The 25021-nt window shown below is 51.9% G+C and carries 25 protein-coding genes and 1 pseudogene; 16 read left to right on the top strand and 10 right to left on the bottom strand.

What is annotated here, in order from left to right:
* The first annotated feature begins 80 nt into the window (after nucleotides 1–80).
* Both PFER_RS03690 and PFER_RS03685 read left to right on the top strand, forming a co-directional pair.
* On the top strand, nucleotides 81–1085 hold the full coding sequence (locus PFER_RS03690; protein ID WP_048148899.1) for a phosphorylating glyceraldehyde-3-phosphate dehydrogenase: 1005 nt from the start codon (nucleotides 81–83) through the stop codon (nucleotides 1083–1085).
* Between the two features lie 38 nt (nucleotides 1086–1123).
* Nucleotides 1124–1477 (top strand): hypothetical protein, encoded by a 354-nt coding sequence (locus PFER_RS03685; RefSeq protein WP_048148897.1) that lies wholly within the window; start codon nucleotides 1124–1126, stop codon nucleotides 1475–1477.
* 16 nt (nucleotides 1478–1493) lie between these two features.
* Here PFER_RS03685 and PFER_RS03680 read toward each other — a convergent pair whose 3' ends face one another.
* The 3 genes from PFER_RS03680 to PFER_RS03670 form a co-directional block, all read right to left on the bottom strand.
* A complete protein-coding gene (locus PFER_RS03680) occupies nucleotides 1494–2414 on the bottom strand; it encodes a transcription initiation factor IIB (protein WP_048148895.1) in 921 nt (306 codons plus the stop codon).
* Nucleotides 2415–2420: 6 nt separating this feature from the next.
* Nucleotides 2421–2735 (bottom strand): Gar1/Naf1 family protein, encoded by a 315-nt coding sequence (locus PFER_RS03675; protein ID WP_048148893.1) that lies wholly within the window; start codon nucleotides 2733–2735, stop codon nucleotides 2421–2423.
* Nucleotides 2736–3703: 968 nt separating this feature from the next.
* On the bottom strand, nucleotides 3704–7420 hold the full coding sequence (locus PFER_RS03670) for an AAA family ATPase (RefSeq protein WP_048148891.1): 3717 nt from the start codon (nucleotides 7418–7420) through the stop codon (nucleotides 3704–3706).
* A 423-nt stretch (nucleotides 7421–7843) separates the two neighbouring features.
* Here PFER_RS03670 and PFER_RS03665 point away from each other — a divergent pair, with 423 nt between their 5' ends.
* On the top strand, nucleotides 7844–8527 hold the full coding sequence (locus PFER_RS03665) for an MBL fold metallo-hydrolase (protein ID WP_048148889.1): 684 nt from the start codon (nucleotides 7844–7846) through the stop codon (nucleotides 8525–8527).
* Nucleotides 8524–8766 carry a DUF504 domain-containing protein gene (locus PFER_RS03660; RefSeq protein WP_048148887.1) on the top strand — a complete coding sequence of 81 codons (243 nt, stop codon included), beginning with the start codon at nucleotides 8524–8526 and terminating at the stop codon, nucleotides 8764–8766. Before PFER_RS03665 ends, PFER_RS03660 begins: the two co-directional genes overlap by 4 nt.
* A gap of 149 nt (nucleotides 8767–8915) precedes the next feature.
* Here the strand turns inward: PFER_RS03660 and PFER_RS12635 are convergent.
* Nucleotides 8916–8987, bottom strand: a pseudogene (locus PFER_RS12635) (hypothetical protein); the annotation flags it as partial.
* 175 nt (nucleotides 8988–9162) lie between these two features.
* On the opposite strand from PFER_RS12635, the gene PFER_RS03655 reads away from it, so the two are divergent.
* The 3 genes from PFER_RS03655 (at nucleotide 9163) to PFER_RS03650 (ending at nucleotide 11632) form a co-directional block, all read left to right on the top strand.
* On the top strand, nucleotides 9163–10236 hold the full coding sequence (locus tag PFER_RS03655) for an NOG1 family protein (RefSeq protein WP_048148886.1): 1074 nt from the start codon (nucleotides 9163–9165) through the stop codon (nucleotides 10234–10236).
* Between the two features lie 101 nt (nucleotides 10237–10337).
* A complete protein-coding gene (locus tag PFER_RS12405; protein ID WP_245612428.1) occupies nucleotides 10338–10778 on the top strand; it encodes an AlbA family DNA-binding domain-containing protein in 441 nt (146 codons plus the stop codon).
* A complete protein-coding gene (locus tag PFER_RS03650; protein ID WP_245612426.1) occupies nucleotides 10712–11632 on the top strand; it encodes an ATP-binding protein in 921 nt (306 codons plus the stop codon). Before PFER_RS12405 ends, PFER_RS03650 begins: the two co-directional genes overlap by 67 nt.
* 125 nt (nucleotides 11633–11757) lie before the next feature.
* Here PFER_RS03650 and PFER_RS03645 read toward each other — a convergent pair whose 3' ends face one another.
* From PFER_RS03645 to PFER_RS03635, 3 genes are all read right to left on the bottom strand, one after another.
* Nucleotides 11758–11931: a 50S ribosomal protein L37e gene (locus tag PFER_RS03645; RefSeq protein ID WP_048148884.1), complete on the bottom strand. Its 174-nt coding sequence runs from the start codon at nucleotides 11929–11931 to the stop codon at nucleotides 11758–11760.
* An 11-nt stretch (nucleotides 11932–11942) separates the two neighbouring features.
* Nucleotides 11943–12179, bottom strand: coding sequence for an LSM domain-containing protein (locus PFER_RS03640; RefSeq protein ID WP_048148882.1), 237 nt, complete (start codon nucleotides 12177–12179; stop codon nucleotides 11943–11945).
* Nucleotides 12180–12306: 127 nt separating this feature from the next.
* Nucleotides 12307–13143 (bottom strand): energy-coupling factor ABC transporter ATP-binding protein, encoded by an 837-nt coding sequence (locus tag PFER_RS03635; RefSeq protein ID WP_048149115.1) that lies wholly within the window; start codon nucleotides 13141–13143, stop codon nucleotides 12307–12309.
* Between the two features lie 68 nt (nucleotides 13144–13211).
* Here PFER_RS03635 and sppA point away from each other — a divergent pair, with 68 nt between their 5' ends.
* Genes sppA through PFER_RS03620 form a run of 3 tightly spaced genes read left to right on the top strand, consistent with a single transcriptional unit; the run spans nucleotide 13212 to nucleotide 15712 of the window.
* A complete protein-coding gene (gene sppA, locus PFER_RS03630) occupies nucleotides 13212–14222 on the top strand; it encodes a signal peptide peptidase SppA (RefSeq protein WP_048148881.1) in 1011 nt (336 codons plus the stop codon).
* Between the two features lie 4 nt (nucleotides 14223–14226).
* Entirely contained in the window at nucleotides 14227–14706 is a 480-nt protein-coding gene (locus tag PFER_RS03625) for a PH1570 family protein (RefSeq protein ID WP_048148879.1), read from the top strand.
* A gap of 1 nt (nucleotide 14707) precedes the next feature.
* A complete protein-coding gene (locus tag PFER_RS03620; protein ID WP_048148876.1) occupies nucleotides 14708–15712 on the top strand; it encodes an AI-2E family transporter in 1005 nt (334 codons plus the stop codon).
* Here PFER_RS03620 and PFER_RS03615 read toward each other — a convergent pair whose 3' ends face one another.
* Both PFER_RS03615 and PFER_RS03610 read right to left on the bottom strand, forming a co-directional pair.
* Entirely contained in the window at nucleotides 15713–16699 is a 987-nt protein-coding gene (locus tag PFER_RS03615) for an AIR synthase family protein (protein ID WP_048148874.1), read from the bottom strand.
* Between the two features lie 140 nt (nucleotides 16700–16839).
* The gene (locus tag PFER_RS03610; protein WP_048148872.1) at nucleotides 16840–18144 is read right to left on the bottom strand and encodes a DUF4139 domain-containing protein; all 1305 of its coding nucleotides are present in this window, start codon (nucleotides 18142–18144) and stop codon (nucleotides 16840–16842) included.
* Between the two features lie 110 nt (nucleotides 18145–18254).
* Between PFER_RS03610 and taw2 the strand changes: the two genes are divergently transcribed.
* Both taw2 and PFER_RS03600 read left to right on the top strand, forming a co-directional pair.
* Nucleotides 18255–19091, top strand: coding sequence for a tRNA(Phe) (4-demethylwyosine(37)-C(7)) aminocarboxypropyltransferase Taw2 (taw2, locus tag PFER_RS03605; RefSeq protein ID WP_048148870.1), 837 nt, complete (start codon nucleotides 18255–18257; stop codon nucleotides 19089–19091).
* 45 nt (nucleotides 19092–19136) lie between these two features.
* Nucleotides 19137–19976: a ribose-phosphate diphosphokinase gene (locus PFER_RS03600; RefSeq protein ID WP_048148868.1), complete on the top strand. Its 840-nt coding sequence runs from the start codon at nucleotides 19137–19139 to the stop codon at nucleotides 19974–19976.
* On the opposite strand, the gene PFER_RS03595 is transcribed toward PFER_RS03600, so the two are convergent.
* The gene (locus PFER_RS03595; RefSeq protein WP_048148866.1) at nucleotides 19973–20440 is read right to left on the bottom strand and encodes a hypothetical protein; all 468 of its coding nucleotides are present in this window, start codon (nucleotides 20438–20440) and stop codon (nucleotides 19973–19975) included. The two genes, PFER_RS03600 and PFER_RS03595, sit on opposite strands and share 4 nt — an antisense overlap.
* Before the next feature lie 155 nt (nucleotides 20441–20595).
* Between PFER_RS03595 and PFER_RS03590 the strand changes: the two genes are divergently transcribed.
* From PFER_RS03590 to PFER_RS03575, 4 genes are all read left to right on the top strand, one after another.
* Nucleotides 20596–21111 (top strand): hypothetical protein, encoded by a 516-nt coding sequence (locus tag PFER_RS03590; RefSeq protein ID WP_157255043.1) that lies wholly within the window; start codon nucleotides 20596–20598, stop codon nucleotides 21109–21111.
* A 1-nt stretch (nucleotide 21112) separates the two neighbouring features.
* Entirely contained in the window at nucleotides 21113–21349 is a 237-nt protein-coding gene (locus PFER_RS03585) for a hypothetical protein (RefSeq protein ID WP_048148862.1), read from the top strand.
* A gap of 67 nt (nucleotides 21350–21416) precedes the next feature.
* Nucleotides 21417–22664: a peptide chain release factor aRF-1 gene (prf1, locus tag PFER_RS03580; RefSeq protein ID WP_048148861.1), complete on the top strand. Its 1248-nt coding sequence runs from the start codon at nucleotides 21417–21419 to the stop codon at nucleotides 22662–22664.
* 122 nt (nucleotides 22665–22786) lie between these two features.
* A complete protein-coding gene (locus tag PFER_RS03575; protein WP_048148859.1) occupies nucleotides 22787–25021 on the top strand; it encodes a hypothetical protein in 2235 nt (744 codons plus the stop codon).

Here is a 25021-nt window from a genome sequence, read left to right as displayed (position 1 = left end):
TTTTCACTCTCACGGTGCTATCACTCCCGGTGAAAGCAACGCTTAAGTATTTTATGCTTGTAAAACCTGCTGGTGGTGTCATGAAGGTAAAGGTGGGTGTTAACGGTTACGGAACCATCGGAAAGCGCGTTGCTTACGCCGTTACGAGACAGGACGACATGGAGCTCCTGGGTGTTACAAAGACGAAGCCGGACTTCGAGGCCTACCGCGCCAAGGAGCTCGGGATTCCGGTTTATGCCGCGAGCGAGGAGTTCCTCCCCAGGTTTGAGAAGGCCGGCTTTGAAGTGGCCGGAACGCTCAACGACCTCCTCCAGAAGGTCGACGTGATCGTTGACGCCACACCGGGAGGAATGGGGGCGAAAAATAAAGCGCTCTACGAGAAGGCCGGCGTCAAGGCGATCTTCCAGGGCGGTGAGAAGGCTTCAACGGCGGAAGTCTCCTTCGTGGCCCAGGCCAACTACGAGAAGGCCCTCGGAAAGGACTACGTGAGGGTGGTCTCCTGCAACACGACTGGATTGACCAGAACGCTCTCGGCCCTTCAGGAGTACATCGACTACGTCTACGCCGTTATGATAAGAAGGGCGGCCGACCCGAACGACTCGAAGAGAGGCCCCGTCAACGCGATAATCCCGAGCGTGACGGTTCCCTCCCACCACGGGCCGGATGTGCAGACGGTGATCCCGATAAACATCGAGACGAGCGCCTTCGTAGTGCCGACGACGCTCATGCACGTTCACTCGATTATGATCGAGCTCAAGAAGCCGCTCGAAGCGAAGGACGTCGTGGACGTCTTCGAGAACACGACGAGGGTTCTCCTCTTCGAGAAGGAGAAGGGCTATGAGAGCACGGCCCAGCTCATAGAGTTCGCAAGGGACCTCCACCGCGAGTGGAACAACCTCTACGAGATAGCCGTCTGGAAGGAGAGCATAAGCGTTAGGAACGGGAGGCTCTTCTATATCCAGGCCGTCCACCAGGAGAGCGACGTCGTTCCGGAGAACGTTGATGCCATAAGGGCCATGTTCGAGCTGGCAGATAAGTGGGAGAGCATAAGGAAGACGAACAGGAGCCTTGGGATTTTGAAGTAACCCTTTTAACCTCCCTTCCAATTTCCTTTTGTGGTACGATGGAACGTGAGGAATACGCCTTCGTCCTCGGGCTTCTTCTCATACTGGCCGCCCTGGCGTATCCCCCACAGCACCTGATGGGGACGTTCTGCGAGGGAGAAAGCGGGAGGCTCGGCGATTACACCGTTAGCGTTAGCAACGGCTTCCTCCGCGTCGTCTCTGGCGAGGAACTCTTCGTGGCGAGAAAAAGCGAAGTCCTTCTCGAAAAGGTCCCGCTGGATTACAACCACTCCGACGGCTGCTATACGTTACAGGTAACGAGAAAGCCGGAAACAGCGCTTTATCTCTTCGCCCTGGGCGCGGTTATGGTGGGAGGCTTCTTCTACTACGTGGCTTTTCTGAAATACAGGTGAAAAGAGAAGATAGGCGTTAAATGTTTAGCTTTATGCCGAGCCTGTCCACGAGCTCCTTGTAGCGGTTTCTGACAGTGACCTCCGTGACGTGGGCCACTTCAGCCACTTCCCTCTGCGTCCTCTTTTCGCCCTCAAGGACGCTGGCTATGTAGAGTGCCGCCGCTGCAACTCCCATGGGCCCCCTTCCGCTCGTGAGACCCTTCTTTATGGCCTCCTTGAGGAGCTCTATGGCCCTTCTCTTGGTTTTCTCGCTGAGGCCGAGCTGGTCGGCAAAGCGGCTCACGTAGTCTATTGGATTTGTAGGCGGAAGCTTGAGGTTGAGCTCTCTCGCTATGAAGCGGTAGCTCCTTCCAATCTCCTTCTTGTCAACGCGAGCGACCTCCTCAATCTCGTCCAGCGTCCTCGGGATCTTGGCCATTCTGCAGGCCGCGTAGAGGCAGGCTGCGGTTACCCCCTCGATGGAGCGTCCCCTTATGAGGTGCTCCATAACGGCCTTACGGTAGAGAACGGCCGCCATCTCCTTTATGTTCCTCGGGAGCTGGAGCTGGGAGGCCATCCTGTCGAGCTCGCTCAACGCGAAGGCGAGGTTACGCTCGGCAGCGTCCGAGACCCTTATGCGGCGCTGCCACTTTCTCAAACGGTACATCTGGGCTCTCGTCGTGGAGGAGATGTCGTGACCGTGGATGTCCTTGTTCCTCCAGTCTATCATGGTGGAGAGACCTTTATCGTGGATGGTGTACGTAACGGGCGCACCCACCCTACCTCTCCTCGCCCTCTGGTCCGCATCAAACGCCCTCCACTCAGGGCCGCTGTCCACTATGTTCTGGGCCACAACGTAGCCGCACTTGGCGCAGACTATCTCACCCCTCTCGGGGTCGTAAATAAGCTTATCACTCCCGCAAATAGGGCACTTCTTAAAATCTTCGGCGGAAGTCAACAAATATCACCCCCTCTTTTTGGGGTTGGGGCGCTTCTTTCTCGCACCTTTTGCCTTGCCCTTCTCGCCCCTGCGGCCCTTCTTCTTGGGCTTCTTGCGCTCATCAACGTAGAGAACCTGACCGATGTAGCCTTCGGGCGCCTTGACCTTTGGCTTAACAGCCACGTAGGGCATCCCCACGGGACCGAAGACATCCTTCACAATACCCACTACCTTTAAATCCTTGTCAACGATGACATCGTTTAGAGCAGGCGCCCACTTCGAGCGGACTATCAGAAGGCCCTGCTTAGCATAGTGAGAAACTTTACCCAAACGCTTCATGGCCCCACCCCGAATACCTTTTTAAGCTTTTCGATTAACCTTTATAAATCTTTCGCCTCAAAAGAAAAAGCTTTTTATAGGATTCGCATATAAGCTTAATGATTAAAGGATTAAAACTTCGAGAGCTTCTGACCGTGGCGATGAAGAGGTTCATTATTGACAATTTTTTACCCACTTTTATCAAGCTTATCCTCTGTTCCAGCTCATAATTCCTCTTAGATACCTGAAGGGGCTAATCATCCTTTATTGCAGTGATATTGCAGTGAATATCAATTGCTCGAGGACTTGGTTCCTGGAGAGGCCGTATTCGGCTGAAAGCTGCACCAGGTACTTGAATGCTGTCCTATCGAGGTTCAGAGTGATGTTTTTTGTGTCTCTTGTTGGGGGTCTGCCGGGACTCGCCTGTTGGTCTTGATTGTTGATCGGTTCAATGGGAAACCCCCTCATTGTTGGGCAAATTAAATAAACATAGCTCTAAAGGACAGCTATGAATCTGCCTAATAGACATTGTCTTGCTATTTATTTTGGGTTAACATGGATGATAACTCGAACAGGGTTAAGTTTAGTGGGATCACATGTGGTGAGGCTAAAATGTCTTAATTTACTAATCCCTTCTACAACTCCAGAAAGTGTCCCACTGGGGGCATGACGTCATTGAGAAGTAACACTAAGCTTAGAAGTGAACAAAGGTGGACACTCAAACTTCGTGTAGAATACCGCTTTTGGCTTTTGGAGGCGAATAAAGCTAGTTAATAATCAGCTAAACCCAGTTTAGTTGCCTGTCACGTTAGATAGAAAAGTTATTGTCAGTATATTAGAGTGAATATGCAGTTGGGTTAATGTTAATTGATAACTCGTGCAGTAGTTGATTCAAGAGTGGCTCTAGTTGTGTTTGCAATTCTCTCCTAAATAAACTAAATTTCTTAATGAATGTTGGATATCAAAATAATTTTGAAATTTTAAGCTTTTCAGAGGAAGTAATGATGGTATGAGTAACTTTGACGCCCTTTGAGTCTACCTCCTTTTATGTCCTCAATAATCTTTCTCACGTTGTTTTCAATATCATGCTCAGACTCCTCTGTCGTTATTAAGTGATCTGCTACTCCCATCTCCTTGTATTTCTTGAATTTTCTAAACCATCTACTCCGATATTCCATGTTATCTATCATTCCTAGGTGCTCCCAGTAATATTCCTGTTCATTGTAGATTATCTTAAAGTCGGGCAGCAAATACTGTCTGCTAAAATCTTTAGGTTCATATTCAAATTCTACGCCAAGATTGTCCAACGTTTTTGCTATTATCATTTCAATTTTTGACCTGACATACAAAGTTTTGCCATCTTTACGTGTCACCTTGTAGGGCTTTGAAGCTGAGGGCCTGTACTCAAATAGGAGGGTTGTTATGTTATCTATCGCGGAGTTCTTGTGAGCCGAGATTAAGAACTCATAAAAATTATCCTTGAGGCTCTCGTGGATAAATAGATAGAGCTTTTTCTTTGCTCTAGTGAGTCCAGTGTAGATAAGCTCCTTTGTAATGTAATTGGAACGTTCTGAGAGTACCAAGATTACATTATCAAAATCGCTTCCCTGGGCTTTGTGGACTGTAATGGCATATGCGGGCGAGAATCCCTCTATGCTATCCCTAAACCCTGGGATCACCAACCTTCTCTTAAGAGACCTCACACCCCGCCAGTAACTGTCCCCGTACCATTTTCTCTTTTTGGGAGATTGTGTTTTGTTTGTAATGATTGTGACAAGTTTGTAGAGCTCGTCAATGTCATAAAACTTTGGATTTGGCTGGCCATTTTTCATTTGCCTGTGGTCTTTTTTTGGAATGTACCCTATTGACCCATTAGCTAATGCTAGAACCCTCAGATCACCAATGTTCCAATATTGGTTTTCCTCACAGATTATTTTTGTTCCAGGTTTAAATGCCCCGGTACTTAGAACATCTCCGGCAATCTGGTAGTTGATGCCCAATGTTCCAAATCTACCTACCCTACGAGGAGCCAATATCTGAAGTCGGTCTAAGTAAGAGTAGTCAAAAGTTCCCCCCGGTTCAAATAGCTCAACAAACAATTCACTAACACTTGTTTCTTCTGTAACATCAACAGATGTGAGCTTGGTCAATATTTCTTTTAGCTTTCTTATTAAGTCCTCATAGGAGTCGAAGTAGACGATTTCTAATGTTTCATCCCCGGTCTGGAAGACATCATCTAAATCCTCAAAGGATATCATTTTGTCTTCTCTGAACAATGCAGCTAACTTTTCAATCCTGGAGGAACCTTGATTTGCAGTTGAGAATCTCAAGTTAGTCTGAAGTTCAACATAATTTTCCTCCAAATTTTTTGCCTTTAAGTAGTTCACGATATCCACTAGGGGTCTACCAACTCCAATTGGGGGCAATTGCTTATCATCTCCAACAAGAATAACACGTTCCACTACCTGCGGGTTTATGGTTGCAAACAATAACGCAAGAAGTACTTCATCGACCATTGAGGCCTCATCGATTATTATGATTTTTGGAGTTATTGGCTTGGAGCGTGTACTTTGAACACCGCTAATAAACACGTGGAAAAGATTGTAATTTCCGTCGAGAATCTTGGGTATGTAGCTCGAAAGATCACGTGGGAACTGATAGAGGTACCTGTGTATTGTTGAAACCAAAATGCGAGAACTTTCAGGGTTTATCCCCTCTTTTTTAAGCCGGTCTCTGATTACTAGGCTAGCTTTTCCGGTAGGAGTTACTATCAGTATCGGTTTTCGCTTGTCAGTGAAATACTTTACCAAGTTAACAACAGCAGCAGTTTTCCCACTTCCAGCACTACCGAGAATTACTGAAAATCCATTTTTAAGCACTGAGTTGTAGAGTTTCTGTCTCTCCTTAGAGAATGTAATTTGAGAATAATAATTTAGCCGATCGTCAAACTTTTGAATATCCCGTTCGACTAACTCTTCTACGATAGCATCGGGAACTGAATACGTCTTTGAGATCAATGTGTTAACGAATTTCTCAATATGCTCCTCAATTTTTCTTAAGTCCATTAGTTGATACAGCTTTCTGCCGTTTATTGTGTAGAATATGAATCTGCTTCTAAATTCAGGTCTGTTCTCATACTCATCAAGTAGATTCTCATTTATGTTCAACTCCTTGTCTATGTAGTAAAGGGGATAACTCTTGATCCTTTCCATGACCGTCTCTCTTGGGAGAGCTGAATTGCCCTCGATCGTAGCGCTTTCCTTTAGTATTGTCGTTATTAATGCCGAAACACGCTCTATCGAGGTAGCACGAATTATCATAGGCGGTTCCCAGCTGACAAATTCCGGGTCTGGGAACATGGGTATGTCTATCTGGTAAAGGGAAATTCCGTAATCATTATCTTCAATGCGCCAGTTGTTGTCCTGAAGTTCGTACAGATACTCCTCAAGAATCGTGTAAGGATTCTCGCGATACCGATTTACTCTTCCTAGAATCTTCTGAAATTGGGGTTTTGATAAGTCAAATCTGGATAGAAACTCGATAGTCGAATATTCATCTCGTAAATATGGGATTATTCTCTTAAGGCCCGGGCTCAGATTTTCTGACTCCAACACCTTTATGTTATCAGGGTTCGCCAGGAACTCTTCAACACTACCAAATTTCTGAAGTATTAAAGAATAGAACTCGTCGACTGTTTCAGAGGCATTCTTTAATTCATCACTGATGAGCACTTCCATAAGATTCCGGAAACCTGGATACTTCCCGCGAGAGTCCCAAGCTATTTTAAGAAGACGAATTATTCGTTTCTTTAATACTTGTACTTCCTCGAAATCAATGATGCCATGTTGCTCCACAATATCAAGTTTACGCTTAATCTCGTAAAGTAGATAAATAGTCTTATCAGAAGGGATGTGCATCGATACATATTTAAAATGGGGAATTAATGTGGGATCTTTAATACTTACAGTGATCTCTTTTAGGAGATTTTCTTTTTCTTCTTCCGGGATTCCGAGATCCAAGTATTCATGGTATGGCAATAAGACTATTGTTTCTGGGTCAATATCAATCCTGAACTGCCAGGCAATTTTTGGGAAGTATCTAGTCTGCCACTTTTTGTTTTTCTCTTCAATGAGCTCAGGTGGCATTTCGTATTCCGAGGGATACTCAATGTTCTTTACTAGTGCTGCTCCTACTAGTAAGTACTTTCTTTCGTCACCATTAACGGGGTTCCCATGGTTAGCATAGAAAAATACGATAGAACTTCCAGGTTTGGTTTTATTTATGTATTCTCTTACTCTTTCTTCTAGATCTGGAGGGTATCTGTATTTGTCCTTTTTTTCGTCGAATGACAGTTTAAAATTCCAAGTGTAAACAGAATTGGGGTGTAATACTGCATCTATCGGCGGAACTTTTTCTCTGAATTTAGGGTTTCTGTCGGAAAATGGGTGTGAGTCCTTAACAGTACAATTAGCGTCCCCATTTAAGTTTATGCACCAGTAACATGGAGGTGCATAACTAATATTTTTCCAAACTTCACAGATATCCTTTCCTGCAGTTTCTTGCTCTATGTCCACCTTCCTACGTCTTTGGATTCTAGAAGCCAGAAGAGAGTAGTTATCAATACAATAGATGTTTTCTTTAGGTTTTTTACATATTTTTCCATTCCATTTGTTATCATGCCACGCAACTCGAACTGTCACGTGCATAGTAACCCCACCATTATGAAGTGAATTAACGAGTAATAGTTCTTGAGGTTACTAATTTAAAAAGGTATCGGTATTTGATGGGTCAAAATATTGTAGCTTTGTGAAAAGAAGGTTCGAATTGATATCAATGAGAACTCGAGACTTTATTTGGGGAGAAAAAGATTGGGGCGTATTATGCTGGGCGATGAATAGTTGTGGATACTTCAAATTTGCCGGGCAAATCCTTTTAAGCAGTGGTTCAAAGAAGTTGTTGAAATTTGAGGCGATGAACTAGGGTGTATGGGCGATGAATCCGTCTCCCCTCTAGTGGCTTTGTTTGGCAAATAGGGCGATTTCCGCCGTGTTTTGGAGCGTGGGGCGATGAAGAGGTTCATCCCTCCTGAGTCGTGATGACGCGGTCCTCCCTGGAGCCCGGTGGTGAAAATGGTACCCGTTGAGATTCCCCCCTACGTTCTCCTTCTCCCCGGAATATGGCAGGACTCAAACATTTACCTCGTCAGGAGCGAGGATGAGGCCCTTTTGATAGACACTGGAACGGGCATGTTCATTGGGCAGTACCTCCCCTTTCTAATGGAGCGCCTGAGTGGGGTGGAGCGGCTCACAATCCTCAACACCCACGAGCACTACGACCACACCGGCGGAAACCTCCGGATGAAGGCCGCCCTCGAGAAGAGGGGGATCACCGTTAGATTCGCGGCCCACGAGCTCACGGCGGAAGCGATAGAGAAGGCCAACGATAGGATCATCCTCGCCTTTCACTACGGCCGCTCCTTTGAGCCCCACGCCGTTGAGGTGAAGTTCACAGGGGGTGAGGGACTCAGGGTAGGTTCGCTCTCCTTCGAGGTGCTCCACACCCCGGGCCACACGAGGGGGAGCATAATGCTCTATGACCGGGAGGAAAAGCTCCTCTTCACAGGGGATACCATATTTGAGGGCACCATAGGGCGCGTTGATTTCCCAACGGGGAGCCTTGGAGAGATGCTCGGCACGCTAAACAGGCTCCTTGATCTCGACGTTGACCTGGGACTGCCCGGCCACGGGAAGGTTATCCTGAACTGGGACGAGAACCTGAGGAAGGTTCTAAAGCTGACGGAGGGTCTCCTTTGAGGAAGGGCTTCGTCAAGGAGGTTCTATCAAAGATAAAGTACGACCCCAGGGAGAGCGAGGAGGATTACTACATCGTCATCGAGCACAGGGGTGCCTACGGGAACGTGAAGAAAATTCCGGTCAAGTACATAGAGCTCGGCCACGGCTACTTCTTCGTTGAGGATGCCCAGATACCCTACCACCGGATTCTCAGGGTTGTGAGAAAAGATGGAAGGGTTGTGTGGAAGAGGAGGCACTAATCGAGGGGCTTAAATTCCGAACTCAGTATTCCCATTCCTCTTCGAGACTACGGGGAGTCTCAACATTAACAGGCTCCTCTTCCGGGTAGAGCTTCTGGAAGACCCCGTTTATGGTCTTCACTTTCCTCCGCCATCTGGATGAAGAGAACCTTTATGCTCGTCTTCCTGGCGAGTCCGGCGAGCTTAGTGTAATATTCAACATCCTCTTCCTCGTTGAATATGGCGTAGCTCAGGGTTTCCTTGGGGGAGGACTCCTTCAGCCTCCCAATGACGATTGAGAAGTACTAACTAATCTCGCGGTTCGTGGATACGGTTGTCCCCCAATGTCTAGGCCCAACACCTTTAAAAACCCTCTGGGGAACTCACACCGGCGAGAGAAATCGCGAGGTGAGTGAGATGAAGAATCCATTTGAAAAAATGCCCACTATACTCTTACCCGATGAGATACTTGACAAGGCCTTCAGGAGGGCCGAGAGGGCGGCATCGTCAATCACACCCAGGGGAAAGCCCGTTCACAAGGCGAGAGAGCGTGAGGAAGTGAGGATAAGAACTTTCTCCAACGTTGTGCGGGACAACCTCCGGAAGGTCCTCGACAGGACCCCCGGTGTTTCAACGCTTCCCCCATTCTACAGGGAGCTCCTCGATACGCTCGTGGACAGGGATCAGTTCCACAAGGCCCTCGCCGGCCTTGACTGGGCCATAAGGACGATAAGGCGACTTGAAGAGCGCTACGTTGAAAGGCTACGCTACTCCCGCGATCCGGATGAGATAGCCCGCCTGAGACGCGAGTTCTACGGGAGAGCCTCGAGCGTCGTCAAGGACATCGGGGACAGGCTTGAGTACCTCAACCGCGCGAGGGACGTGCTCAAGGAGATACCCGTTATAGACCTTGAGCTGCCCACGGTGGTCATAGCGGGGCACCCGAACGTTGGCAAATCCACCCTCCTCAAGGCCCTCACGAACGCCAAGCCCGAGGTCGCGAGCTATCCCTTCACGACGAGGGGTATAAACGTCGGCCAGTTCGAGGAACACTGGCTTAAGTACCAGGTGATAGACACGCCCGGCCTCCTCGACAGGCCCCTGAGCGAACGCAACGAGATAGAAAGGCAGGCGATTCTCGCTTTAAAGCACCTCGGGAGGCTCATCATATACATCTTCGACCCGAGCGAGTACTGCGGCTACCCCATAGAGGAGCAGACCCACCTCTTTGAGGAGATTCACCGCGAGTTCGGCGAGTTTCCCTTCATAGTGGTGCTCAACAAGGCGGACATAGCAGAAGAGGAGAAAATGAAGAAGGTGGAGGCGTTCGTGAGGGAGAAGGGCCTCGAACCCATCAGGATTTCCGCACTCAACGGCGATGGCCTCGATAAGCTGAAGGAGCGCGTTGTGGAGCTCGTAAAACCCCTCATGGAAGAGTACGCCAGAAACAGGATGGAGAAGGAACTCGGGAAGTTCAGAAACGAACTCTAATGCCTCTTCTCTATTTACCGTTAAGTACCGTAAAGTCCGTGAAGTTAACGGTATGTGACTCACCGTTAAGTTTTTAGGGTTAACAGTACTTAACGATAAACATGGACGCGAGTGAAGTTGTAGCCCTCATAAAAGCTGGGGAAAACGAGAGGATAGAATTCAAGAAGAGCGTCAATCGGGATATCGCAAGGGAGATATGCGGCTTAGCAAACGCAGAGGGCGGCTACATCCTCGTGGGGGTTGCGGATAGTGGCGAGATTGTAGGATGTGATGTTAAGCGCTCAAAGGAAGTTGTGACTTCCAGCCTCCAGGGCATAACACCCCCCATAGCGGTTTCAATGCACGTGGTTGAGTTGGGAGAAAAGGAGATTCTAGTAATCAAGGTTCCCAAATCCAGGACGTTATGCTCCATAGGGGGAGTCGCTTATATTCGCATAGGCTCGGCATCAGGCCCCTCTCAATCCAGGAGATACTCATGCTGTCCTCGGAACTTGGGACCGTTACATGGGATGAGTTCCCTGTGGCGGGAATGGATGCTTTAAAAAACGAGTATGTGGAATGGTTTTTTTCTGCAATAAAAACCTCCAGAGGCAGGAATATCCCCAAAGACGAGTGGATGCGTTATCTTAGGAGCAGAAAAGCTGTAAAAGAGGGCAGGCTTACAAACGCAGGGGTGCTGTTTTTTTCGGATGCCCAAGCCATTATTCCCCACTCCGGCGGGAGGATTATATGGATACGTGATGGCGAGCCGGTTAAGAGCCGGGAGTTTTATGGGCCCGTCTGGAAGGTTATAGATGACATGTTCGGCGAACTTGTACGGGAATTCCGTGCATTTGAGGTGATTGTGGGGACGAAACGGGTAGAGATAATGGAGTATCCACCGCGAGCGGTTCGTGAAGCCCTCATAAATGCATTCGCGCACCGCAACTACACCATCCCATCGGACGTCAGGGTGTTCATCCATCCCCACATGCTCGTGATAAGAAATCCAGGAGGACTAATGCCAGGTGTTGATCTGGAGGATCCGGAGCACGTACCGAGAAACCCTGCCCTGTGCTCTCTCCTCTACGATTCAGGATATATCGAGAAATACGGCTACGGTCTTAGGATGATACGGGAAGAATGCCGGAAACACGGGCTTGTGGATGTGGAGTTTAAGAGCTCGGCCAACAGGTTCGAGGTCATATTCAAAAGGAAGGTGGAGGAGCTCCTCGATGATACGGACAGAAAGATTCTCGAGTATCTGATCAATCCCAGGAGGAGCAGTGAAATCTCAAGCTACGTGAAGCTTTCAAAACCCGCGGTCTTAAAACGGCTCGAAAAGCTCGAAGCAATGGGGCTTGTACGTCCAATCGGGAGGGGAGCCCAGAGGAGATACGTTGCCATCTACCGTTAAGTACCGTAAAGTCCGTGAAGTTAACGATAAGTGACCTACCGTTAAGTTTTAGTGGTTAGCAAAGTTTACGGTGGGCCGATAAGAATGTCCTAAAGGGAGTTTAGAAAAGGAGAAACAAAAAGGAATCACTTGCGGTGCTTTCTCGACCAGCTGTACTTCCTCATCCTGCTGCTCCTTCCGAAGCCGCAGGCAGCACAGTAGCCCTTTCTCCTGTTGAAAGCTTTCCTACCGCAGCGCCTGCACCTTATGTGAGTCTCCTTCTTGTTTCTCTGTCCCATCGGTGCCGTTCCGCTTCCCATGAGCCTTCACCTCACTCGAGGTCGTATTCGACGGGGGATATCGCGAGGACGTTGTCTCCCCTTATAACGACACGCCCGTAGCTCTTGACGACCTCGCCGTTGTCGAGTACCTGGGCGTTCGCCAGCACGAGGTTAAGGTGAATGTCATAACCCTTGAGCGTGCCCCTCACTTCGAGTCCCCTCTTGAGGACAACGAGCACGTCCTTCTCAAGTGACTTGTGGATGACATCGAGTGGTCTTTCCGCCATTTTTCTTCCCTCCTAAACAATCAAAGACAGACAGTTCACAATCATAACGGGGAGGAGGCTTTATAACTCTTTCGTATGGAGCACGGGACGCTCTCGCGGAAGGCCGGCTCTTTCCAATCCGGTCCATTTATCCCATCAGCTCGTTGAGGAGGGCCAGGAGTTCCTTCTCGTTAAGCGCGGCCTTCTTGGAAAGCCTCCACTCCTTAAGGGTGCTCCCTATCTTCACGCTCGCGGGCAGCTTCACCCCGAGCCTCTCGAGGAGCTCCACCTCCTCAAACACCTCCCTCGGCCTTCCCTCAAGGATAATCTCGCCTTTATCAACCACAACCACCCTGTCCGCGAAGTTCAGGAGGTAATCGGTGTTGTGCTCCACCATGACGACGGTGAGCCCCTTCTCCTTGTTGAGGAGCGTTACGAGGCTGAGAACCTGCTCCCTGCCGAGTGGGTCGAGTTGAGACGTCGGCTCATCGAGAACGAGCATCTCCGGTTTCATTGCTATGACGCTCGCTATGGCGAGCCGCTGTTTCTGACCGCCGCTGAGGTTGGGGGGAAACTCCTTTTCAAGTCCCTCGAGGCCCGCCAGTTTGAGGGCCCACGATATGCGCTTCCTCATCTCCTCCCTGTCCAGACCGAAGTTCTCGAGAGCGAAGGCCACCTCCTCCTCCACCGTCATGTTGAAGAGCTGCGCATCGGGGTTCTGGAGGACGAGACCGACAATCGTGGAGAGCTCCGCCACGCTCGCCTCCCTCGTATTCTTCCCCTTAACGTAGACGTTGCCCTCGAACTCGCCTCCTATGGAGTGGGGGATTATGCCGTTGAAGAGGAGGCACAGCGTTGATTTGCCGCTCCCGCTCGCCCCGAGGATTCCCAGAAACTCGCCCTCCCTGACCTCAAGGGAGACATCTTTGAGGGCGTAATCCCTGGCCCCAGCGTACCTGAAGCTGACGTCTTCAACCTTCGCCATGTACCCCATGGTCGCACCTACTCGCCAAACTTTAAAAGGATGTGGGGTTAGTTCATACGGTGGTGTAAGTGGATAAGTCGGAGGTATGGAAGTATCTCACATTTATTCTCACCCTTCTCCTCGCGCTCTCCGTGGTTTCAAGCACGCTTCTCTACATGCAGAACGGGGAACTCCAGAGGGCGATGCTGAACCAGACCAGGAATGCGACCTTCGAGGTGCAGATTCCCAACGTTACCGTGGTTACCAACAACACGGAGCTGGAGCTTAAAATCGAGGAGCTCAGGAAGCAAATCGAATACCTTCAGGAGCAGTTAAGGGAGAAAAGGGCGGAGAAGGCCAACGCGACGATAGTGGTTCTCCCCGTAGTGGGCCCTATTGATGAGTACACGGCCATGGACATGGTGGCGAAGATAAGGGAGATAGAGCGGAACGAGAGCGTTGGAGGCGTTATCCTCTGGGTTGAGAGCCCGGGAGGCTACGTCGGGCCCGTCCGCCTCATTTACGCCGAGCTCAAGAAGCTCTCCTACAGAATCCCCATAGTGGCCTACACCTCCTCCATGGCCGATTCGGGGGGTTATTACATCTCCTGTGCCGCTGACAAGATAGTGGCGGACCCCCTGGCTGATGTGGGGAGTATAGGGGTCCTCTACGTCCACTACGACCTCGAGCAGAACTACGCCCAGAACGGCATTAAGGTGAACGTCTTCAAAACCGGGCCCTACAAGGACATGGGAGCGGAGTGGAGGGACCTGACGCCTGATGAGAGGAAGATCATAACGGACATGATAAACACCTACTACAACGAGTTCCTCTCCGTGGTGAGCGAGGGCAGAAACCTCGACATGAACACCACGAAGGAGTACGCAACGGGTAGGAGCTGGTTCGCCAGGGACGTTGAGGGAGTCCTCGTTGATGAGACCGGAGATTTTGAGGATGCCGTTAGAGCTCTCGAGGAGCTGATGAACGTTTCGAGCGCGAGGGTTATCTTCTACGATTCGGAAAAGGTGGACTTCGGGATATACCAGAGCTCCTCCCTCATGCTCGACCCGCGCTACCTCGATGCCTACCTGAGGAGGTGAGGGGATGCTCTGCGAGGAGAAGCTTGAGGTGTTTGAGAACGGCTTTGAGGACGGGAGGTTTCACGTCAGGATTGAGTACTACGGGAGCGACGCAAGGAAGGTTCTCCTCGCGGCAATCTTCGACCTCTACAGGGCCGACTACGGAACGGAATATGTTTACCCCTTCGAGTGCGCCAAGGAGTTCTGGGGAATATACATGGACGCCTCCGAGGTGGAGGGGGAGGAGCTTCCCCTCAGGGGCACGAAGTTCGTGAACCGCTCCCTCCTCAACAGGCTTGAGGGTGCCCTGGAGGACATAGAGGCCCCTCCGGAGGTTAGAGAGCACGTCAAAAAGGCCCTCGAGGGGAGCGAGATATACAAGCTCAAGGACGGGCTCATAGCCTTCGGCAGGGACTTCGTACTCGACGAGGGGAGGGGGAGACTCTTCCTCTTCAACAAGCCCTCCGTTAGGGAACTCATAACTCCCTATCTCCGGAAGTGGTAGAATGGAGGGTGAGAGACTCGTCTGGATAGCCCTCTCCGTTTTTATACTCTTTTTGGTGTGGAAAACCGTCGAACCATTCCTCACTCCCATCATCTTCGGGCTGGCCGTGGCCTACATAGTGCTCCCCGTCCACCACAGGCTCGCCCTTAAGACTGGCGAGAGGGAGTCCGCGATATTAATAACCGCCTTGATGGGTGTTATCTCGATTCTCCTGCTCATGGGTGTTGTGCTCTGGCTGAGGGGCACGCTCAACTACATCTACACTTACATCGTTTACGCCATGGACTTCATCAACCGCCCCGACCTTCCGGGTCCGGTTCAGAGCGTTGTGGCTACCCTGGGGGAGAACCTCCCCGCGAGAATTCAAAGCTCCCTCCTCAACTACTCCCTCTCCGTTCCACTCTTCGTTCTCCAGATTATAGTGTTTCTCGGGGTTTTCTTCGTCTCACTCCAGAACGCCCGCTTCCTCTACCTCGAGCTCAATCGCCTCATCCCTGCGGAGAACAGGGAGCTTGGAGAAGCGCTCATAAAGAGGGCCGAATCAACGTTGAGCGCCCTTCTAAGGACATGGTTTCTCCTGAGCACGCTTAAGGGGATATTCCTCGTAGCGGGGTTCATGCTCTTTGGGATAGGTGACACCGCGGCCGCGATAGCCGCTGGAGTGCTCTGCGTGATACTCGAGCTGCTCCCGGTCATAGGTGGGTGGGTGCTCTGGCTGGCGGGTGCGATCTACCTATATCACAGCACTGGCCTCGCCAGCGCGCTCCTCTTCGCGCTCTACGGTGCGGTCTTCATATCTCCGATCCCTGACGTAACCATAAGGCCCCGCCTGGTGGGTGAGGGCGCTAGAATAAACGGCGTGGTGGCCCTCATAGGGATATTCGGGGGTCTCATAGCCTTTGGCTTCAAGGGGTTGATAATAGGGCCCGTGAGCCTCGCGCTCCTCCAGACGCTCATGGAGGAATGGAAGGAGAGGGAAAGGGAGGCACTTCCGGTGGCAGAGTAGTCAGACAACCTTCCACAGTTCGTCAGTTTTTGGCTGGGGAAGGGGCCTCTCCTCCCCGTCCACCACGATAACCCTCTTTTTCTCCTCTAGGAACTCGCCTATGACCTCCGCGGTGATGCCCTCCGCCCTGAGTGCATCAACCACCTTTTTAGCTCTCTCCGGCGGCGCCGCTATCAGGAGGGCCCCCGAGCTTATGAGCGCCAGCGGGTCGAGGTTGAAGTGCTCGCATATAACCCTCGTTTCCTCGGCTATGGGGAACCTCTCTCCGTACACCCTAAAGCCGAGGTTCGAAGCCTCTGCCATCTCATGGAGGCCGTTGGCCACTCCTCCCTCCGTGGGGTCGTGCATCGCGTTAACACCAACCTCCATCGCCACCATCGCATCCTTCACGACGCTTATTTTTCGCAGGAATGACTTTGCCCTCTCGACGAAGTCGTCCCCGTATGCCGCCCTGAGCTCTTCCTCCCTCTCGGCGGCTATTATAGCCGTCCCCTCTATCGCGAGGCCCTTCGTGAGTATTACGGCATCCCCGGGCTTTGCGTTTCCGGCGTGAACGAGCCTACCCTTCTCCACCTCCCCGAGCATCGTTCCAAGGACGATGGGCCTCTCGAGTCCGACGGTTACCTCCGTGTGGCCACCTATCACGGCCACGCCAATCTCCCTCGCGCTCCGGTGTATGTCGTCCATTATCTCCCTCAAAAGCGCCTCGCCGGCGGTCTCGGGCAGGAGAATCGTCACGAGAAACCACCTCGGTCGGGCTCCCATCGTCGCCACGTCGTTGGCGTTGACGTTCACCGCGTAGTAACCTATGCCCTTTTCGGCACCCGTTATCGGGTCGCTCGTCGCTATCAAAACCCTCCCCCCGAAATCTATGGCGGCGGCGTCAATCCCAACGCTCGGCCCTATCAAAACCCTCTCGTCCTCCACTCCAAGGTGGTTGAAAACTATCTCCCTGAGCTTCTCCGGCGGAACCTTTCCAGGCAGCATCTTTCATCCCATCACGTGTTCGGGGGAACGATTAAAAGCCTGTCGGAGAAACTAAGAACGGCGGCCGATGATTGGAACAAGAGTGAGCTGAGGGATGACGACCGACTTCTCGCTGAGGCCGCCGATAGAAATGTAAAGGCTCAGTAGCTCACCTCGTAGTCGAAGGTGACGCTCCTCTTCTCCCCCGGCCCCACCGTGAGGATGAACTCCACATAGCTAGCGGTCTCTTCGCTTGGACTTACGCTCGACTCAAGAAGCTTTCCGCGCCCCTTGTAGTGCCTTACAACGACATCCCTGCTCTCGCTTCCAAAGTTTTCCACGGTGACCTCCACCTTGTAGTAGGCCCCCCTGTCGTAGTGCCTCTCATCGAGCACCTTCGTCGTGCCCTTTAGGTCAACGTCGCGCCCGAGCCTGAGTCTCAGGGTGTCGCCCTTGGGGGTGTGATCTATCCACTGCTCGCCTATGAGGAGAGCTTTACCCTCGTTTTCGCGGTAGATCTCCACGATTCCGGCAGGGAGAACCCTGTCCGTCTTGAGGGAGACGACCTCGTAGACGTCCCCGCTTCCGGAGTACGTGTAGCTCTCGTAGAGATAGCTCCTATCCACAGGTGCCCTCACGGAGACGTAGGGTATGAGCTTCCGCTCGAAGGCGTTGATGTCCGCCGTTCCGAGGGAGTAGAGGTAGAAAGCCTCAAGCTTCTGGGGCTCCACAGGGGCAGCCTCGGGCATTCCAGCGCTTTTTACAGCCATATCGAGGTAATATCTGGGTGATCTGTAGAAGGTCACATCCCCCGAGACGAGGAGCACATCCACATCCTCGAAGCTCTTGTTCGTGGGGTTGTCTATCACAACGTAGCCCTGGAGGATTGCATCATCGCTCAGGTAGAGCTTGTAGCGTGAGCTCCAGCCGATGTTCTCGACGCGGTATATAATGCGGAAGGTGTAGGTGCCGTCCTCCTTCGCCCTCACCACCGCGTAGCTCTTTCTCCCGTCCGAACCGGCGGAGGGCACCTTGAGGTATGCTATCTCAGAGGGGTCAACGAGGTAGTAGCTTTCGCCCTCTATGACGAGCTTTCCGTCCGAGTAGCCCATGAGGGTGCCCGCTATAACATCCCCGTTCTTCAGCTTGAGTTCCACCCTCTGGCCAACGCTGGCTTCAAAGGCATCCTTTTTGTCTCCCCTGCTCACGAGCCCGAGAACCTCGACCCCTTCCGGGGGTATAAGCGTTACCTCCGCGATATCCAGACCCTCTACCTCCTCGAGAGGAACCTCGTTGAGGCCCGACTTCAGCTCGAGCGTGAGGTTCTTCTCCACGACGGCTATCCTGGCTGAATCGTAGAGCACGACGCTTCCAGAGGGCTGGGAGGCTTTTCCTCCCTGAAATGCCAGTGCCGCTATAACCACGAGCACGAGCGCGAGGCCCGCGAAAACCCTCTTTCTCTCCATAAACATCACCGATACTAACTCTCCTTTATCGTATTTAAGGGGCCCGACGGCTTCAAAGGAGGTTGAAGTGAAAGGGAAACCTTAAAAGTCCGCGCCGAGAGGCCTCAACCATGAAGAGCACCAGGGTCATAAAGCCGCGCATAAGGGAAATTCTCTCCCGCGAGCTCCCGCCGGAGCTGATTGAGAAGCTCCCGAAGCACTGGGTCCGGATAGGGGACGTTCTGATTCTACCGCTCCGGCCGGAGCTTGACCCCTACAAGCACCGCGTTGCGGAGGTCTACGCGGAGGTGCTTGAGGTCAAGTCCGTTCTCAGAAAGGGCCGCATTGGAGGTGAGTTCCGCGAGACCAACTACGAGCTCCTCTACGGAAACGACACGGTGACGGTTCACGTCGAGAACGGTATAAAGTACAAGCTCGACGTGGCTAAGGTCATGTTCTCCCCGGCCAACGTCAAGGAGCGCGTGAGAATGGCCAGGGTGGCAAAGCCGGGGGAGCTGGTAGTTGACATGTTCGCGGGGATAGGCCACCTCAGCCTCCCCATGGCCGTCCACGGAAAAGCGAAAGTAATAGCGATAGAGAAGAGCCCGTATACATTTAGATTTCTTGTGGAGAACATCGAGCTCAATAAAGTGCAGGACAGGATGACGGCCTACAACATGGACAACCGCGACTTTCCGGGTGAGAACATCGCAGACAGGGTTCTTATGGGATATGTAGTCAGAACGGCCGAGTTCATTCCCAAGGCCCTCAGCATAGCGAAGGACGGGGCGGTTATCCACTACCACAACACCGTTCCCGAGCGTTTAAGGCCAGGGGAGCCCTTCGAGACATTCCGGAGGATAGCGAGGGAGCACGGCTACGAGGCGGAGAAGCTCAACGAGCTGGTCATCAAGCGCTACGCCCCCGGTGTCTGGCACATCGTGGTGGATATACGGCTCTTCAAGTGAGCAACCCTTTTAAGGCACCGCGCGATGCTTAACACGGTGGTGTCTATGAAGTTCGTTGTAGGTAGCGGTGCTTATCATATGCGTGAGGAATTCGCCGGGAGGGTCGAGCTCCTGGAGGCGGAGATAAAGAGCTTTCCGGACGGGGAGCGCTACGTCCGCGTTCCGGGGGAGGGGAAGGAAGTTACCGTCGTCCAGTCCACGTTCAGACCCCAGAACGAGCACCTCATAGAGCTCCTCCTTCTTGGTGACGCCCTCAGGGAGAGGGGCTTTGAGAGGCTCAGGGCGGTGGTGCCTTACCTTGCTTACTCGCGCCAGGACAGGGTCACGAAGGAGGGCGAGCCGGTAAGCGTGAGGGCCGTGATGAGGGCAATAGGACTCTACTACGATGAGCTCTACGTCTTCGACCTCCACAACCCCGAGACCCTCAGGTACTTCCCTGGAAAGGCGGTGAACCTCTCACCGGCTAAGGCCATAGCGGACTACTTCCGCGAGAAGCTCGGCGATGGACTTGTTCTTGCCCCCGACAGGGGCGCCCTTGGAAGGGCTGAGGCCGTTGCCCGCGAGCTTGGCCTTGAGTTTAGCCACTTTGAGAAGAAGCGCGTTTCCCCGACGGAGGTTCAGATGTGGCCCGTGGACGTTGACGTTGACGGAAAGAACGTCCTCATAGTGGACGACATAATAAGCACGGGAGGAACAATGGTGAGGGCCGCGAACCTGCTGAGGGAGATGGGGGCGGAGAAGATTTTCGTGGCCGCTACCCACGGTGTCTTCGCCGAGGGGGCCATAGAGCGCGTGAGCGGTGCAGTGGACGAACTCGCCGTCACGAACTCAATCCCGACCCCCGTTTCAAGGATAAGCCTCGTGAATGAGATAATCTCCCTTTAGCCTTTCATTTTGTTGCTCAGCATCGCCATGGCCCACGTCTTCACGTCCTCGTCCAGGATGTCGTTTATAAGCTCAAGGGCCCTGGACAAATCTCCATTCTCCGCCAGCTTCAGCGCGACCTCCGCCTTGACCTTGGACTGACCGGAGACGTCGGGTATAATGTTCCCGACCATCAGCGCGTCCTCGAACTTTCCGAGGTTCATGAGCTCAAAGGCGAGGCTCATGAGGGCCTTTTCCCTGGCCTCTTCGTCGAGTGCCATCGTGGCGTTTATTGCCTCTTTGAGGGCCTCTTCGTAGTTTATCCCTATCCTAGCCATCTCGATGACTATCTTCGAGTACGAGGTGACCTTTATGCCGTCGTCCGGGATTTCCCTGCTCATCTTGAGGGCCATCTCAAACTGTCCCTTCTTGAGGAGACTCGTTATGGTCTCATAGAGGGCCCGGGATTGATACCACTCCTGCATTTTCCCACCGTATGTAATGCGGGCTAAAATGACTTAAACTTTTGGATGAGTTGACCCAAAAGAATTTAACCTTGAAACCCAAAACCAGATACTAACAAGGTGGTGTGGTCATGGGGCTGTTTTCCTTTGGCTCGAAGAAGGGTAAAGTAAGAAAAATGATTGAAGAGGAAAGGATGGGGGAGATAATTGAAAGCGCCCTCAAGGATAGGAAGGTGGTTGAGGCCCTGATTGAGCTACTCGATGATAACGTTATGGGAATAAGGGGGGACGCCCTTCTCCTGCTTAGCGAGGTGATATCCAGGGATTCCAAGACACTGCGTGGGAAGGTTGACAGCTCTTTCGTGTCAAAGCTCTTTGCACTGGTCAGTTCTAAAAACCCCTACGTCCGTGAAAACGCCATGGTGTTCCTCAAGGCCCTCCTGGAGAGCGGTATGAGCGTTCCCAAGGAGGCGGTGCTCAGGGGAGCGGTAGAACTCGTGGAGAGCGGGGACAAAAACCAGAAGGCCTTTGGGCTCATCATGCTCAAGGCCGTGAACGGTAGGGAGGCCATTGAGAGCGTTAGGCCCCTCATCGAGGTTCAGGATAAGGTCATACTGCCCTTTGAGGGCTACAAGTGGGTCCCCCTCGGTGAAATCGCCAGGGACGTTATGAACTCCCTCGGAGGCGAGTGAGGTGTTCGAGTGGCTTGTTTTCCTCCTCCTACTCATCCTCGTTGGCTACATCGTGGCCAAGCTGACCCTAATGGTACTCAAGTGGCTGGCGGTGAACACGGTGGTGGGCCTCATCCTCGTGGGCCTGCTCAACTTCCTTGGAATTGTGCACATTGATCTGACCCTGGCCAACCTGCTGATAATCGCGGTGGGCGGCGTTGTGGGCGTCTTCATCGTCATTCTAATGTCCCTCTTCTAGGCCAAACTTTTATAAGCCCCATTTTTTATTGTGATTGAGAGAGAAAAATGGTTCTGAGGTGATGCTCATGTCTCATACCTCAACTGAGATGTATGAACTTAAAAAGAAGGTTGAAGAGCTCAAGAAGATTCGGGGCCGAGCGACGGAACTGGTGAGCCTCTACGTTCCAGCCGGCTACGACCTGAACAAGGTTATGCAGCAGCTCCGCGAGGAATACGGAACGGCGCAGAACATCAAAAGCAAGTCAACGCGAAAGAACGTTCTCGGGGCATTGGAGAGGGCAATGCAGCACCTCAAGCTCTACAAGCAGACCCCTGAGAACGGTCTGGCACTTTTCGTCGGCAACGTGAGCGAGCAGGAGGGAGTGAGCGACATACGCGTTTTCGCCATAATCCCCCCCGAACCCGTCAACGTGAGGCTCTACCGATGTGACCAGACCTTCGTTACGGAGCCCCTCGAGGAGATGCTACGAGTTAAGGACGCCTACGGTCTCATAACCGTCGAGAAGAACGACGCGACCATAGGCATCCTCCGGGGCAAGAAGATAGAGCTCGTGGATGATCTGCACTCAACGGTTCCCGGAAAGACGAGGGCCGGTGGTCAGTCTGCGAGGCGTTACGAGCGCATCCGTGAGCAGGAGACCCACGAGTTCATGAAGCGCATAGGGGAGCACGCCAACGAGGCCTTTCTGCCGCTCCTCGAGAAGGGAGAGCTCAAGGGAATAATCATCGGCGGGCCCGGTCCCACCAAGGAGGACTTCCTTGAGGGCGACTACCTCCACCACGAGCTCAAGAAGAAGATACTCGGGGTCGTGGACATAAGCTACAGCGGCGAGTACGGGCTGAGGGAGCTCGTTGAGAAGGCCAGTGACATCCTCAAGGAGCATGAAGCCGTTAAGGAGAGGAAGCTCATTCAGGATTTCTTCAGGCACCTCGCCAAGGACACGGGGATGATAACCTACGGTGAGAAGGAGATAAGGCACGCCCTCATGCTCGGGGCCGTTGACACTCTCCTCATAAGCGAGGGATACGACCTGATAAGGGCGAAAGTGCACTGCAACGCCTGCGGCTGGGAGGAGCTCAAGACGATACACGAGAGCGACTTCGATGCCTTCAGGAAGAGCTATCAGGCATGCCCCAAGTGCGGCAGCCAGAACCTGAGCTTCGAGAAGTGGGAGGTTGCAGAAGAGCTCATAAAGATGGCCGAGGAGAGCGGTGCCAACGTGGAGATAATATCCCTTGATACGGAGGAGGGACAGCAGTTCTACAAGGCCTTCGGAGGGCTTGGAGCCTTCCTGAGGTACAAGCTCCATTAAGCTCCTTAACTTTATTCTTGAATTATGGGCGATGATGAGAGCGAATTGCGCTGACCGGTGAAGAGAAGTGGGGACTGAGCTCGAAACTCCCGAAACTTGAGTATCACGAGGGAGGACTTTTGATGGTTCCTGCAAAGGTGGGATGGGCGCAGCTAACGAAGAGGAAGGCCCTTTTCGCGGGGCTCTTTCTTGTTCTGTATTTTGTTCGTACCCCCCTGGGGATGTTAGGGTTAATGTTTGTACTGGGCATTGTCCTCGCTTCTCGAATCTTTGAGGAACCTGAGGAGGGTCTATTGATTTCTCCGGCCCTTGGTGCCTCCTACATCATCATCGCCTCATATCTCCTCAGTTTTCTTGGGATTCCCCTGAAATATCTGGACATATTGGCCATCCTATCCGGTATTCTCATGGTGCTATTTGAAAAACACTCCCTCAAGTTTGATTTTGACCGTAAAGTTGCCTTTGTGCTCGCAACGGTCGTTCTGATGGAATTTGCGGTGAAGCGGTTCTACTTTCTTCTCCCCGATTACAGGGCTCCGGATACGTGGTTCCATGCCTCAAAGGTCAGGATGATACTTGACACGGGTTCGCTGTATTTCCAGAGTGTTCCTCCGTATTTCAGTTCCTCCATAACCACTTATCCCTCGGGTTACCACTCTTTGGTGGCCTGGCTCTCAGCCGGCAATCCGGGCAATATAATATTCGCGATGAACTACCTGCGCCTCTTTGAGTGGGCCTATTTCCCCGTAGCCACGTACCTTGCCGCCAAGGCCCTTCTCGGGAAGGATGCGGCGCTTTATGCCGCGTTAATAACTCCCTTCTCAGCTCTCTACTATTATTTTGTTCAGTATGCCCTTTTACCCGCGTTTACCAACTATATGTTTTTTCTGTTCGCGCTTTTCCTGTACGTCCGTGCCATGGATGTGGGGGATGTCAAGTACATTTCGACAGCAACGGTGGTGTCCACCGTTATGTTGCTCGTTCACCCGTACCAGTACATGATCTTTCAGGCTTTTGCGGGGTTTTACATGCTCTCCAAAAGGAAGGAACGCAGGGCGTTTTGGGTTTTTCTGGTCCAGCTACTCGTGAGTGCGGGGTTTTACTACCTCTCTACACCACGCGCCCAAGCTTACATGCAGAACGGTATAAAAATCAATTCCATTTATGCTAATAAGGACAATGTAGAATTTCTAATGAACATCCTCCGGTTCACATTTTTTGACAACGGACAGCTGTTGCTGGGCTTTGGGTTTGGTATGGCCCTTCTTCTCTCAATAGCAACCCATAACAGGCTGCTGCCTCTGACATCAACCTTGTTGTTCATATTTTTCCTAATCTTGAATAAAATCTACTGGAGGTTCCCTATTCCTTACTACTCTGCAATATGGAACTCTGAGCGAACTTTTATACTCTTGACACCTATAATCCCCATATTTGAGGGGGTGGGCGTTTGCTACATCGTTTCTTTCATCCTAAGCCGCGTTAAGGGTGTTTTCACCCGTGGGTCAGGTATAGTGGTAGCGGTTGTCCTGCTACTATCCCTAGCGCCCGCGGTATATCCACTCTCCATCGAGCACATGGCGAGTGAGTCATCTTACATCCTTGACGAGAACGTTGTCTCCGCCCTTAAGGCGGTTAGTAATTATGTCGGGACAACCCCCGTGGCCACCGCCTGCGTCTTTGACTCGGGGAGATGGCTTCCAATTCTTATGGACACTCCCATTGTCTGTCTCGCCAGCAACAGTGGACTCAATCCCGAGAGATACCGCAGCCTCTTGGAGGGCAACCTCGCCCGCTATCTATACGTTGATACGAGGGGAACCGCTGAGATAGATCCTTACCCACTCAACGTTGAGGAGTTTTACAAACGGTACAGGCTTGTCTATTTCAACAGCGGGCTGTGGCTCTTTGATGTATCCTCCCACGACCCACGGGAGAATATAAAATTCGTTCGTGATTACTTTGGGGTAAACGACACCATTGACTGTTCCAAGGATGAGAGCGAGAGGTACTTCGTCTATGGATGGGTTTTAAGGAATTACGCGACGAGAAAAGCCCGGATCAAAGGTACTCCATACATTGTGACGATTTCCAGGAACTCCACGATTGCATTCGTGCCCACTGGAAATTACACGGGGATCAAACTTTTGCTTTCTTTGCCCGCGGGGAAAAGGGTGAGGTTTTACGTTAATGGGGAGCCCGCCGGGGAGTTCCTATCCCGTAAGGAGTACACCCCGCAGTGGGTTGAACTGAACCATAGGCTGCTCCCGGGCGAGCTTAACTTTTTAACCATTGAAGTTGAACTCAAGGAGAACGAAGCGCTTGGGGTACGCTACATAAAGCTCATCACGGGTTGA

This window comes from Palaeococcus ferrophilus DSM 13482, from assembly GCF_000966265.1.
In the GTDB taxonomy this organism is placed as follows: domain Archaea; phylum Methanobacteriota_B; class Thermococci; order Thermococcales; family Thermococcaceae; genus Palaeococcus; species Palaeococcus ferrophilus.
Note: the sequence above shows the minus strand (reverse complement) of the source record. Positions and strands in the feature narration are given on the sequence as shown.

Coding starts and splice junctions, on each gene's coding strand:
- PFER_RS03690 (WP_048148899.1), top strand. CDS start 81: ATGAAGGTAAAGGTGGGTGTTAACGGTTACGGAACCATCGGAAAGCGC.
- PFER_RS03685 (WP_048148897.1), top strand. CDS start 1,124: ATGGAACGTGAGGAATACGCCTTCGTCCTCGGGCTTCTTCTCATACTG.
- PFER_RS03675 (WP_048148893.1), bottom strand. CDS start 2,735: ATGAAGCGTTTGGGTAAAGTTTCTCACTATGCTAAGCAGGGCCTTCTG.
- PFER_RS03670 (WP_048148891.1), bottom strand. CDS start 7,420: ATGCACGTGACAGTTCGAGTTGCGTGGCATGATAACAAATGGAATGGA.
- PFER_RS03665 (WP_048148889.1), top strand. CDS start 7,844: ATGGTACCCGTTGAGATTCCCCCCTACGTTCTCCTTCTCCCCGGAATA.
- PFER_RS03655 (WP_048148886.1), top strand. CDS start 9,163: ATGAAGAATCCATTTGAAAAAATGCCCACTATACTCTTACCCGATGAG.
- PFER_RS12405 (WP_245612428.1), top strand. CDS start 10,338: ATGGACGCGAGTGAAGTTGTAGCCCTCATAAAAGCTGGGGAAAACGAG.
- PFER_RS03650 (WP_245612426.1), top strand. CDS start 10,712: ATGCTGTCCTCGGAACTTGGGACCGTTACATGGGATGAGTTCCCTGTG.
- PFER_RS03645 (WP_048148884.1), bottom strand. CDS start 11,931: ATGGGAAGCGGAACGGCACCGATGGGACAGAGAAACAAGAAGGAGACT.
- PFER_RS03640 (WP_048148882.1), bottom strand. CDS start 12,179: ATGGCGGAAAGACCACTCGATGTCATCCACAAGTCACTTGAGAAGGAC.
- PFER_RS03635 (WP_048149115.1), bottom strand. CDS start 13,143: ATGGCGAAGGTTGAAGACGTCAGCTTCAGGTACGCTGGGGCCAGGGAT.
- PFER_RS03625 (WP_048148879.1), top strand. CDS start 14,227: ATGCTCTGCGAGGAGAAGCTTGAGGTGTTTGAGAACGGCTTTGAGGAC.
- PFER_RS03620 (WP_048148876.1), top strand. CDS start 14,708: ATGGAGGGTGAGAGACTCGTCTGGATAGCCCTCTCCGTTTTTATACTC.
- PFER_RS03615 (WP_048148874.1), bottom strand. CDS start 16,699: ATGCTGCCTGGAAAGGTTCCGCCGGAGAAGCTCAGGGAGATAGTTTTC.
- PFER_RS03610 (WP_048148872.1), bottom strand. CDS start 18,144: ATGGAGAGAAAGAGGGTTTTCGCGGGCCTCGCGCTCGTGCTCGTGGTT.
- taw2 (WP_048148870.1), top strand. CDS start 18,255: ATGAAGAGCACCAGGGTCATAAAGCCGCGCATAAGGGAAATTCTCTCC.
- PFER_RS03600 (WP_048148868.1), top strand. CDS start 19,137: ATGAAGTTCGTTGTAGGTAGCGGTGCTTATCATATGCGTGAGGAATTC.
- PFER_RS03595 (WP_048148866.1), bottom strand. CDS start 20,440: ATGCAGGAGTGGTATCAATCCCGGGCCCTCTATGAGACCATAACGAGT.
- PFER_RS03590 (WP_157255043.1), top strand. CDS start 20,596: ATGATTGAAGAGGAAAGGATGGGGGAGATAATTGAAAGCGCCCTCAAG.
- prf1 (WP_048148861.1), top strand. CDS start 21,417: ATGTCTCATACCTCAACTGAGATGTATGAACTTAAAAAGAAGGTTGAA.
- PFER_RS03575 (WP_048148859.1), top strand. CDS start 22,787: ATGGTTCCTGCAAAGGTGGGATGGGCGCAGCTAACGAAGAGGAAGGCC.